The organism is Phocaeicola sp. RTP21198st1_B8_RTP21198_201120, from assembly GCF_040929485.1.
In the GTDB taxonomy this organism is placed as follows: domain Bacteria; phylum Bacteroidota; class Bacteroidia; order Bacteroidales; family Bacteroidaceae; genus Phocaeicola; species Phocaeicola dorei.
On sequence record NZ_JBCOCI010000004.1, the window covers coordinates 47,391 to 60,560 of the forward strand.

The following is a 13,170-nucleotide window of genomic DNA, read 5'->3' on the forward strand; positions in this document are numbered from 1 at the left end:
TATCTTTGCCCTACATTATAATAGCATATTTAATACCCATGAAAAAACAATTTATGACTTGGCTGCTTGCCATCACTACAATGTCAGCTTTTGCTCAACAAGCTACAGTTACAGGACCCGACTCCTTTTTAAGAGTAAATGTATCCGTAAAACAAGGCATCCCCGTTTATTCCGTCACCTATAAGGACAAGACCATCCTGGAAGATTCACCTTTAGGTTTCATTGCCAATGTGGGGGACTTCAGCCGGGATATGACTTTCACCGGACAAAAAGAGAATAAAATAGATAAAACCTATACACAAGACCGTATCAAACAATCACAAATTCATTATCAAGCCAATGAACTTACATGCACCTTTACCAATAAAGAAAAGAAAAATATAAATATAATATTCCGCGTAAGCAACAACGATATTGCTTTCCGCTACGAAATGCCCAAATATGGCGATACAGGAAGCATAGTGATAGAAAAAGAAACGACAGGTTTTGACTTCCCATCCTTCACCACTACTTTCCTGTGCCCGCAAAGTGACGCCATGATAGGTTGGAAACGCACCAAACCCAGCTATGAGGAAGAATATAAGGCTGACGCTCCTATGAATGTACGTTCACAATATGGGCACGGTTACACATTTCCTTGTCTGTTCCATGTAGGAGAAAATGGCTGGGCACTTATCAGTGAAACCGGAGTAGACAGCAAATACTGTGGCTCACACTTAAGCGATGCTACTGCCGACGGACTTTATACCATCGCTTTCCCCATGCCCGAAGAAAACAACGGTAACGGCACGGCATCTCCCGGCCTTGCATTGCCCGGTTCCACTCCCTGGCGTACTATTACTGTAGGCGAAAACCTAAAGCCGATTGTAGAGACAACGATTCCATGGGATGTCGTGGAACCTCTTTACCCAACGGAGCATACATACAAAATGGGACGCGGAACCTGGAGCTGGATACTTTGGCAAGATGGAAGCATCAATTTCGATGACCAGAAAAAATATGTAGACCTCGCCGCCGCCATGGGATATGAATATGTATTGATAGACAACTGGTGGGATACCAACATCGGCCGTGAACGTATGAAAGACTTCATAGACTATGCACACAGCAAGAAGGTTGATGTATTTTTATGGTATAGTTCCAGCGGCTACTGGAATGATATAGTGCAAGGTCCTACCAATTATATGGACAATCCCATTATCCGTAAAAAGGAAATGAAATGGCTGTATAATATAGGAGTAAAAGGAATCAAAGTAGACTTCTTCGGAGGTGACAAGCAGGAAACCATGCGTCTGTACGAAGCCATCCTGAGCGATGCGGATGATCATGGACTGATGGTCATTTTCCACGGCTGTACCCTTCCTCGCGGATGGGAGCGTATGTATCCTAATTATGTAGGAAGTGAAGCCGTGCTCGCATCGGAAAACCTGATTTTCCAACAACATTTTTGCGATGAAGAAGCATTTAATGCCTGTCTACATCCATTTATCCGCAACACCATCGGTTGCATGGAGTTTGGTGGCACATTCCTCAACAAACGCCTCAACCGCAACAATGACGGCGGAAGCATACGCAAGACCACTGATGTATTCCAACTGGCAACAGCCGTTTTATTCCAAAATCCTATTCAGAATTTTGCGTTGGCGCCTAATAACCTGACCGATGCCCCTCAAGTTTGTTTGGATTTCATGAAGCAAGTTCCCACCACATGGGACGAAACAAGATTCATTGACGGCTATCCGGGCAAATACGTAGTACTGGCACGCCGGCATGCCGATCAATGGTATATAGCCGGAATCAATGCACAAAAAGAACCGCTGAAATTAAAGTTGAACCTTCCCATGTGTACTAAAGGAGATAAAGTGATGCTTTATCAGGACGATAAAAAACTAAATCCTCACGCTGAAGAGATAACATTAAAAAAGAATGATGAAGTCAGCATTACGATGCAGGCGGAAGGAGGATTTTTACTTGTGAAATAATTCCTTTCAGAGAATTGTATTTTATCCCTCATGTAGCCGGACAGTCCTTCATCAGGTTGTCCGGCTACATGATTTTTTATAAAAAAGCCTTCTCCTGAGCCTATCTCACCGCCTCCAAAAGACATAAACTATAAGCGAAATAAATACATTTTTTCCCATTATTCATTCGTCCACCCTATAAAACCGTTTGTCCACCCCTGTTTACGGCATAAATTTTACTTTTGTCATGCAATCGGTACTCAACTTTCGGAAGAGACCCCTGCTTTTAAAATTTAATCCTAATCTTAAATATTATGAAGAATAGCTCCAGCATATTTATAAACTCTGTGGTTTGTCTACCTAGAGTATTCAACATTGGATTGTACAATAATCCAACATCTCAATTCAATATATCAGCAACAATTTAATCTACTAATTTAATACTTAAAAAAATGAGGAAACATTTATTATTTTCCGTAATGCTTAGTCTGTGTGCTATGGGTGGCATGATGGTGTATTCCACACCTGTTATGGCTACCGTGGCGCAATCTCCGACTATCAAGGTTCGCGGTCAAGTTATCGATGAACAAGGTGAACCCCTCACAGGAGCTACCGTCAGAATCAAAGACGGACAAGGCGGAACCATTACCGATGTGGACGGAAACTTCCAATTGGAGGTTGCCGGTAACGCTATCCTTTCGATAAGCTATGTAGGCTACAAGGATCGTGAAGTAGCTGTTCGCAACCGCGCCATCATTGAATCCATCCAATTGCAACCCGACAATCAGATGCTTGAGCAAGTAGTTGTCATCGGTTATGGTACACAGAAGAAATCCGACTTGACTGGTTCCGTAGCCGTAGTAGATGCGGAAGCCCTGAAACAGACATCCCATTCCAATATCTCCACCATGCTAGAAGGTAAAGTATCAGGCGTACAAGTCACCTCCGACGGACAGCCCGGTGCAGACCCTACCGTCCGCATCCGTGGTGTCGGATCTTTCGGTGACACTTCTCCTCTTTATGTTATCGATGGTGTTCCTATGGGTACCTCCATCCGCGATTTCTCTTCAAACGATATTGAAACCATCCAAATCCTAAAGGACGCATCAGCCGCTGCCATCTACGGTTCGCGCGCCGCCAACGGTGTGGTCATCATCACTACCAAACGCGGTCAGAAAGACCAACCGCTGAAAGTAGATTACAATGGCTACGTGGGTATGGACTATATCCCCAGTAATGTCTATGATGTAATGGATGCCGACCAATACAGCCAATACATCGGTCAGGCATGTACCAACTCCAACACTCCGCTGCCCGGCGGTTACAAGCTGGACAGTACCACCGGAAAATATCATTTCCAGGACAACACCAATACCAACTGGTTTAAAGAAGTATTCAAAACAGGTATCCGTCAGAATCACAATGTGAATCTCTCCGGTGGCGGCGCCCACAACACCTATAATGTTTCATTAGACTACTACAACCAGAAAGGAACACTGGAAGGCGCCGGTCCTAACTATGAACGTTACACGGCACGTGTCAACAACACGATGGACACCAAATTCATCAAGTTCCATACCAGCCTTGTCTACTCTCACTCCGATCAAGACAACATGGGGTTGTCAAACGCTTCCGAATACGTTCAAGGTCTGTATGGCGACGTAACCAATGTGCTGCGTGGTACTTTGCTGATGCAGCCCACCATCAAAGCCTATGACAACTCTACTTGGGTACTTGACAATCTGGTAGGTATCGCCAATAACTTCAACTATGACTCTTACGGCTATGGTGTTTACTACGATACTGTACATGGTGACATTTCGGCTTCCAACCCCTTGCTAGTCAACAATCTGCTGAAGCGCAACACCCGCGTGGACCGCTTCGTAGGAACAGCTTCCGCCGATGTGGATCTCCTGAAGATGATTGGCGTTGACAGCAAGAATCACAAGCTCAACTATAAAGTCAATCTCTCTTACAGCAAAACCCATTGCAAGGACTTCACCTGGATTCCCGCATGGGTACAGAGCAATCGTGTCTATCTGGCCAAGAGCAACGAACGCCTCACTAAGGCTAGCCGTTCTTATGCCGATGCTTTGATTGAAAACGTGCTGACTTATGATGCTACCGTCGGCAAACACCATTTTAACCTGGTAGCCGGCCAGACTTACGAAGAAGAAAACACCGACCTGTTGACAGGCTGGGGCGTCAACTTCACCGAGCCTTACTTCCTGCAACTTCAGAATGCCGCCAACACTTATGCCGAAAGCTTCGAATACAAACACACCATCCTCTCTTACATCGGGCGTATCAACTACAACTACGATGACCGTTACCTGTTCTCGGCAACCGTGCGCCGCGACGGCAGTTCCCGCTTGTCCAAGAATATCCGTTGGGGTACTTTCCCCTCCGTATCTTTAGGATGGCGTTTTGACAAGGAAACTTTTTTCCCCTTCAACAGAAACATTGTCAACATGTTCAAGGTACGCGCCAGCTATGGTGAACTCGGTAACGAAAACATCGGTGAATACATGTATCAGGCTGTAATGGCACGTAACAACATGACTTATAGCTTTGGTAACACACCCATCACCGGTTCTGCCATTTCTACTTTCGTAGACAATAACCTTTCTTGGGAAAAGAAGAAAAGCTACAACGTAGGTATCGACCTCGCCTTCTTCAACAACCGTTTGGAATTCACCGCTGAATGGTACAAGAATACCAGTGAAGACCTGCTGTATGCCGTTCCAGTTCCTGAGCAAGCCGGTGTATCCAACACCACTGTAACGATGAACGCCGCCTCGATGAATAACTCAGGTTTTGAATTTACGACTACCTACCGCAACCGCGACCACGACTTCAAATATGAAGTGTCAGCCAACTTGAGCACCATCCGTAACCGCGTAACCTCATTGGGCTTCGGTACCGATTCATATATATCCGGTGCCTACATCACCAACGTAGGTGAAGAAATCGGTAAGTTCTACGGATGGGTTTATGACGGCATCGCCCGCACACAAGCCGACCTGGACAACCATGCCACACAAGAAGGTGCCCAGATTGGTGACTGCCTCTATAAGGACGTAAGCGGTCCCGACGGAAAGCCCGATGGAAAGGTGGATGCCTATGACCAAGTAGTACTGGGCAGCGGTATGCCTAAGATCAACTTCGGTTTGAACGCCCGCTTTGAATACAAACGTTTCGATCTGAGCATCGCTACGTTCGGTGCACTCAACTATCACGTAAGCGATGATATCCACAACTCTCTGAACTCCTGCTACGGCTGGGGCAACAAAGATGTAGCCATGCTTGACGCGAACCGTTTCAGTGAAGACGGCAGTACCTATCTTTCCAACGTGCCACGTACCTATGTTACCAACAGTGCCAGCTTGGCCTGGAATGATCTCTTCAGCGACCGCAAAATTCAGAACGCAGCTTATTGGAAAATTGCCAATATAGAATTGGGCTACAACTTCCCCAACGAATGGTTTGGCAAATACATATCCGACGTACGTCTCTATGTGTCAGCACAGAATTTACACACATTCACCGGGTACAAAGGTTATAATGTAGACTATGCAGGAGGTACCTTCACACCGGGATATAACTTCTGTTCTTATCCTACCGCACGTACCTTCATGTGTGGTGTTCATTTCACTTTCTAATCACTAAAAACATAACAATATGAAACTCAATAAATATGCATTGGCTCTCATTTTGGGATTAGGCACATTGGCTTCTTGCAATGATAATTTGGAGCTGTTGAATCCCAACCAGCAAACCTCAAACACATTCGGCTTCAATGCCGATGATTTGGAAGAGAGCGTTATTGCCGCCTATAACCATATCCGTATGGAAGGTTCTTACGCCCGTGTAGGCTACACCATCGACGTGTGTCGTGGTGATGAAGCATGGAACTCATCACAAGTATGGTATCTGCCTTTCGATGACCTGAATGCGGAAGTAACCTCGGACATCACGTGGTGGCCCTGGCGCGAATGGTACTATACCATTAATGTATGTAATTTTGCCATTTCCCGTTGCGATGAAGACAACAGCCAGCTTTCCGAGAAAATGAAACGCATCAAAGGACAAGTACTCTTCCTGCGTGGCCTGTCATACTACAATCTGGTTGGTTATTACCAGAACCCACCCCTCATCACAGATTATGCTACCTATTCTTCATTGGATGGACTTTATACCGGCAACAGCACATACGATGCCGTACTCGACCAAGTGGAAAGTGATTTCAAAGAAGCCATGGAATTGTTACCCTCACGAGATCAAGGTGGTGAATGGGAAAAAGGACGTGCCACCTGCGGTACTGCAGCCGGCTACTATGCCCGTGCGCTCATGACACGCCATAAATTCAAAGATGCCCTTACTGTGCTGAAAGACATTATCGGCAAGAAATATGGTACTTATGAACTGATGGATAACTATGGCGACAACTTTCGTGAAGGTCCTGCCTATGAGAACAACAAAGAAAGCCTTTTCGAAGTGCAATTCCTCGACTTGGAATCACAAGGAACCGATGACGAGTGGACTCCGGTGAACACCAGTCCGAATGCCACCCAAGGTTCGGCCATCGAGAGTAACTTCGCCCCCGGCAATTATGGTGGTTGGGCAGACATCTCGGCTTCCCCGTGGCTCTACCATCTCTTCAAAGCTGAACGTACAACTGACGGGAAACTCGACCCACGTCTGTACTGGACCATCGGTACTTATGAATCCGACTGGGAAGATTTCGAGTTTGGTAATGTAGCTTATACGAACAAGCTTACAGCCACTGACAACATCGTAACCAACAACACATACGGTGGTCTGCCCATCGCCAAGTTCACAAACCTTCGTACCGGTCTCTATAGCACGGTTATTACAGGTTTGCACGATGGAATCAACTTGCGTCTGATGCGTTACTCCGATGTGCTGCTCCGCGCCGCCGAATGTGAAAACGAAGTCAACGGCCCCACACAACAGGCCATCGACTGGATTAACGAAGTGCGCAACCGTGCTGACTTGCCCGACCTTGAACTGGCTGACTTCCCTACAGCCGACAAACTCTTCGAGCAGATTGCCAATGTGGAGCGTCCGAAGGAATTCGGGTGCGAGTTCGGACGCGGATTCGACCTTATCCGCTGGGGATTCTTCTATAAGAATGACCGTTTGCAGCAACTCAAGGAACACAGCGTCGTACGCCGTTCTTTAATCGGAACCAAGGACCCTGTAAACTACAACGATATCGCAACCGATCCCGAACTGAAAAGTTCTTTCGACACCTATTTACCCGGACACGAATTCCTGCCCATCGTACAGCAGTTGTTGAACAAGAACCCCAATTTGAGTGGTAACTCCGCCAACTTCAGCACGGACAACTCTACTTATTTCAGTGAAAATGGATGGACAGTTCGTCCGGTTGTTGACTTAAGCAAATAAACAAACCTATTAAAATTTAAGACAATGAGAATACTCAAAAAATTAGTATACGTTTGCTGTTCCATCACCTTGGGGTTGATGGCATTGTCAAGCTGCGAAGGTGGCGAGTTATATGATGTAAACGCCCCTGACTGGATCTCCGAGAAAGTGGACTCTATAGCAGATTCAAAGAAAGAGCCGGAAGAAGAAGTACTGGAAGGTATGCAGGAAGATGTCTACTCCTTCGGTAACACAGACTACACCTCCGGTTTCTGGACAGCTTTCTCCAAGTATTACGTCGTGCCCGACGGGCAGAAATGGCATGGGGTGTTCAATCTCAACATCAATCCCGCCGACAATACCTATTATAAAAACTTCGCCCTCGTCATTACCAACGATACAGACCGTGGAGGAGAAGGATATACGGAATATGGTGCTTATCGTTTTGACACTACAAACGATACTTTGGCCTATAACTCCCAATGGGGTTCCCATCTTTTTTTCAAATACACATCCAGCACGCTGATGCTGTCACCCGTTGATAATCTGGACGAAACTGTACAGAAATTGGGCGGCAAAGTGACACTCACCGTAGACCGAACCAGTGAAAATGCCTTCTCTATCAAAATCCAGAACGCCTCGGCAACCAAAACCTACAAACAGCCGTACAAGTTACCCAATCTGAATATAGACAAGAGCAATACCAACATCCGCTGTTTCCTAGTACCTGAAGGCTCTTATATCAACTTCTTACAATCAAACATCATTCCTATCGGTGGCCTTACTTCTGCCGAGGACAAGAATCCGCTCTCGATGGTACTGCAAAATGTACCCGATCAGGTCAATGCCGGCACTTCACTCGAAGAAGCCGTGGTCGGTATTACTGCCGTCGTCAGCTTCGAAGAAGGGGTGACTAAGACCGTAACCGCCGAAGAACTCCAGTTCACCGCCATCCCCAATATGGAAGAACTGGGTACGAAGACACTGGTAGCCATCTATAACAAGACCTTCAAGGGTGAGAATTGCAACTTGCCGGTGGTAGCCAATGCTACGTTTGAAGTAGTGGAAAAGATTGTATCCATCCAAGTGACGGCTCAACCTACACATACACAATATTACTATTATACTTCGGCTGCAACCGAGGCGATGACGGATCGTACGCTGGCATTCCTTCCGGAAGGATTGAAAGTAACGGCTACTTATGCCGACGGAAGCACCCAAATTATTGACAACACAAAACTCAGTTTCTCTGCCATTGTCGCCAAAGCCGGTACACAGACCGTAACCATTACTGCCGATGAAGCTACCGCTACCGTAGCAGTTAAAGTGGCCGAATCAACAGTTTCCACTGTCAGCAACTCTGCAGACATTCTGGGAACCGAAGACAATACAACGGAGTGGTGGACTGTCTTTTCTGACAATTTCAACGTGCCGATCGGTGAAACTAAGTCCATCAGCTTCACCAATTACACCAGCCTGGCTAATAACTGGAGCAACTTCGCTGTCGTTCTCCGCAAAGCCGATCTTGCCGAATATGCAGTGGTACGCGCCGACAACTATGGATGGGGTGCAGGATACGATGGAAATGCCAGCCTCGTTCACAACGGTACACAAGGCGACTGGGCTACTTGGCTTGCCGATATGAACGGAGCCAAAGTCACCGTCTACGTGACCAATTGCGGCAATGGTACAACCGACATTCAGGCGGTAATGGAAGGCACTTCAGGTACCTCCTATGCCCAATACTATTTAGGGATCAACAAAGTAGATATGAACGACTTGAACTTCGCTTTAACGATTGAAGGCGGACATCTCGTCTTCTAAGCCGAATCAGTAATCACACAAACCATGCCGTTTTCCTCAGGAACCAGAAGAAGCGGCATGGCCTTTAAACTATCAACAGATGAAAAAACTATTATCCCTGTGGATGTTCTTACCAATATTCCTTGTTTTAGCCGCTTGTTCTGACAACAGCGAAGATATAGACCGCTATTATGCAACTGTAAGTACTCCGAAAGTAACTACAACCACACCCACCTCATTGACCGTCACCGCGTCGGTTACGGGTGATCTGAACCAAATAGTCAAGAAAGGCTTCTGTTACAGTACAGCAACTTCCACACCGACTATCAAAGACCACGTGGTGAATGCCGATGAGAATTTCAGCGCCACCCTCTCAACCTTGACCACCGGTACCTCTTACTATATCCGTGCATACGTCTACTGTGACAGCCGCTATGTCTATTCTGAGGTGATCACGGCCACCACAGAAAGCTTAAGCTTAGACGATGAACTCAAGAATTATGTGGCCCCCACCTACGCCGATGACTATACCTCGATAAGTGACTGGAGCAAACGCTCTCAATGGAATCTTGCCAACGTACACGACCCCTCGGTGGTATTGGCCGAAGATGGTTATTATTACATGTATCAGACAGATGCTTCCTATGGAAACGCCCACACGGCAGGCGGGCACTTCCACAGTCGTCGTTCCAAAGACCTTGTCAACTGGGAATACCTCGGCGGTACAATGAAGAACCTGCCCGAATGGGTAGTACCTAAGCTCAATGAAATACGCAAAGAAATGGGACTTGCCGAAGTTAACCCTAATATTAATGACTTCGGCTATTGGGCTCCCGTAGTACGCAAGGTAAAGAACGGCCTCTATCGCATGTACTATTCCATCGTCTGCCCTGGCACACTCAACGGTGCCAACACCTGGTCGGAGCGCGCCTTCATCGGCCTGATGGAAAACAACGACCCCGCCAACAACAACGGCTGGGTGGACAAAGGCTACGTCATCACCAATGCTTCTGACAAAGGACTTAACTTCAACATAAAGCCAAATGACTGGGCCAATTGCTACTACAAATGGAATGCCATCGACCCCTCTTACATCATCACGCCCGAAGGCGAACACTGGTTGGTCTACGGTTCATGGCATAGCGGCATAGCTGCTCTCAAACTCAATGGCGAGACAGGCAAGCCTGCCGAAACTTTGGGCCAGCCTTGGGCTACAGGCCAAGCACCTGCTGAGTATGGTCAGTTAATCGCCACCCGCCAGACAGGTAACCGCTGGCAAGCCAGTGAAGGTCCAGAAATTATTTACCGTGATGGCTACTACTACCTCTTCCTGGCCTACGACGCCCTTGACGTGCCCTACAACACCCGTGTAGTCCGTTCGAAGAGCATCACTGGTCCCTACGTAGGCATTGACGGCAAAGATGTGACCGCCGGTGCCGATGCACTGCCCATAGTGACCCATCCCTATAAATTCAGCAAAGGCTACGGCTGGGTAGGCATCGCCCACTGTGCTATCTTCGATGATGGCAAAGACAACTGGTTCTACGTCTCACAAGGTCGCATGCCTAAGGATGTTCCGGGCATCAACGCCAGTAACGCCATCATGATGGGACATCTACGCAGCATCCGCTGGACGAAAAACGGTTGGCCTCTCGTAATGCCCGAACGTTACGGAGCCGTTCCCAAAGTAGCCATCACCGAAGAAGAATTGCCCGGCAATTGGGAACACATCGACCTTACATACAAATATGGAGAGCAGAGAACTTCAGCAACAATGACCCTCGCCGCCGACCACACTATCACCGAAGGTACCTGGAAAGGCAGTATGTGGAGCTATGACGCCGGCCAACAGATTCTGACTGTTAACGGAGTGGAACTTTATCTGCAACGTGAAACCGATTGGGAAGCCAATCCACGTACCCATACCATCGTCTATGCCGGCTATGCCAACAACAAGACGTATTGGGGAAAGAAATCCAAATAACATTCCCGCTCCCGCACGCAAACTTCATATAGAAACAGGACCACTGCCCCTCAAAACAACACCAATGTTTATGGGGCAGTGGTCCTGTTTTACAAGTCAATAGCAGAAATTAAAGATCATTAAACAGATACAAGAGAAACCTATTTCATGAAAAGGAAAAAGAGTTAGGTTCCCTAATCTCCATACAAAAAATCATTATTTTGTTCTTTTACGTTCAAAGACAACCTTTTATCCTAATTCTTACTTTTATTTATCACCATAAATCTCTATTCCTTAAACCAACAAACATCATTTGTAGACAAGCAGAGGACACCAGCATCAGATTTTTTGTTAATTATTAGCCAAATACACACTTTAATTTATAACTTTGCAATTCTAATAGAATGAATTATGGAAAATAAACTAACCATTTACAATACATTAAGCCGTCAAAAGGAACTTTTCGTTCCCTTGCATGCCCCTCATGTAGGTATGTATGTATGCGGTCCTACCGTATATGGCGACGCCCATTTAGGACACGCACGTCCCGCCATCACGTTCGATATCCTGTTCCGTTATCTTACCCATCTGGGATACAAGGTACGTTATGTCCGTAACATTACCGATGTCGGTCATCTGGAACACGATGCAGACGAAGGTGAAGATAAAATCGCCAAAAAGGCCCGTTTGGAACAATTGGAACCCATGGAAGTAGTACAATATTACCTCAATCGCTACCACAAGGCAATGGAAGCCTTGAATGTACTTCCACCCAGTATCGAGCCACATGCATCAGGTCATATCATTGAACAGATAGAGCTGGTAGAAGAAATTCTGAAAAACGGCTATGCTTATGAAAGTGAAGGTTCCGTTTATTTCGATGTAGCAAAATACAACAAAGACCATCATTACGGCAAACTGTCCGGCCGTAACCTGGACGATGTGCTGAACACCACCCGCGAACTGGACGGTCAAAGCGAGAAGCGTAATCCTGCCGATTTCGCTCTGTGGAAATGTGCACAACCCGAACATATCATGCGCTGGCCAAGCCCGTGGAGTAACGGTTTTCCCGGTTGGCATTGTGAATGTACCGCAATGGGCAAAAAATATTTGGGCGAGCATTTCGATATTCATGGAGGGGGAATGGACTTAATTTTCCCACACCACGAATGTGAGATCGCACAAAGCGTGGCTTCACAAGGAGATGACATGGTTCACTATTGGATGCACAACAACATGATTACCATTAATGGGCAGAAGATGGGAAAATCATACGGCAACTTTATTAACTTGGATGAGTTCTTTCACGGTACTCACAAGTTACTGACACAAGCCTACAGCCCCATGACCATCCGTTTCTTCATCCTTCAGGCACATTACCGCAGTACAGTGGACTTCAGTAACGAAGCATTACAAGCAGCCGAAAAAGGATTGGAACGACTGACAGAAGCTGTAAAAGGTCTTGAACGCATCACCCCAAGCGCACAAACCACCGGCATAGAAGGCGTAAAAGACTTACGTGAAAAATGCTATACAGCCATGAACGATGACCTGAACTCACCGATTGTCATCGCCCATCTGTTTGACGGCGCCCGTATGATCAACACAGTGCTTGATAAAAAAGCGACCCTTTCCGCCGAAGATCTGGAAGAGCTGAAAAGTGTGTTCCATCTCTTTATGTATGAAATCTTGGGTATAAAAGAAGAAGCCGCCAATAACGAGGCACGTGAAGAGGCATATGGCAAAGTAGTAGATATGCTGCTGGAACAACGTATGAAAGCCAAAGCCAATAAAGACTGGGCTACAAGTGATAAAATCCGTGATGAGCTAGCCGCTCTTGGCTTTGAAGTGAAAGATACCAAAGATGGTTTCACATGGAGACTGAATAAATAGAATACGTAGAGCGGTACTATATTTTTTCACCACAGACTATACAGATTCACACAGATTATCCAACCTAACAATCAATGATTTAAGAAGCATCTGCGTTTATTTGTATAATCTGTGGTGAACCTTTCAGATAACCATCAA

Annotated in this window: 6 protein-coding genes; all 6 read left to right on the forward strand. The window is 46.3% G+C overall.

What is annotated here, in order from left to right:
- Window positions 1–53 precede the first annotated feature (53 nt).
- Entirely contained in the window at window positions 54–1,982 is a 1,929-nt protein-coding gene (locus tag AB5935_RS03575; RefSeq protein WP_022185480.1) for a glycoside hydrolase family 97 protein, read from the forward strand.
- Window positions 1,983–2,413: 431 nt separating this feature from the next.
- Window positions 2,414–5,623 (forward strand): SusC/RagA family TonB-linked outer membrane protein, encoded by a 3,210-nt coding sequence (locus AB5935_RS03580; RefSeq protein WP_007841378.1) that lies wholly within the window; start codon window positions 2,414–2,416, stop codon window positions 5,621–5,623.
- Window positions 5,624–5,642: 19 nt separating this feature from the next.
- Window positions 5,643–7,394 (forward strand): RagB/SusD family nutrient uptake outer membrane protein, encoded by a 1,752-nt coding sequence (locus tag AB5935_RS03585; RefSeq protein WP_038611999.1) that lies wholly within the window; start codon window positions 5,643–5,645, stop codon window positions 7,392–7,394.
- 24 nt (window positions 7,395–7,418) lie between these two features.
- Window positions 7,419–9,197, forward strand: coding sequence for a bacterial Ig-like domain-containing protein (locus tag AB5935_RS03590; protein WP_038612002.1), 1,779 nt, complete (start codon window positions 7,419–7,421; stop codon window positions 9,195–9,197).
- Window positions 9,198–9,276: 79 nt separating this feature from the next.
- Window positions 9,277–11,160, forward strand: a complete 1,884-nt coding sequence (locus AB5935_RS03595) for an arabinan endo-1,5-alpha-L-arabinosidase (protein ID WP_007833791.1) — start codon at window positions 9,277–9,279, stop codon at window positions 11,158–11,160.
- Between the two features lie 390 nt (window positions 11,161–11,550).
- On the forward strand, window positions 11,551–13,032 hold the full coding sequence (gene cysS, locus AB5935_RS03600; RefSeq protein WP_007833793.1) for a cysteine--tRNA ligase: 1,482 nt from the start codon (window positions 11,551–11,553) through the stop codon (window positions 13,030–13,032).
- Window positions 13,033–13,170 lie beyond the last annotated feature (138 nt).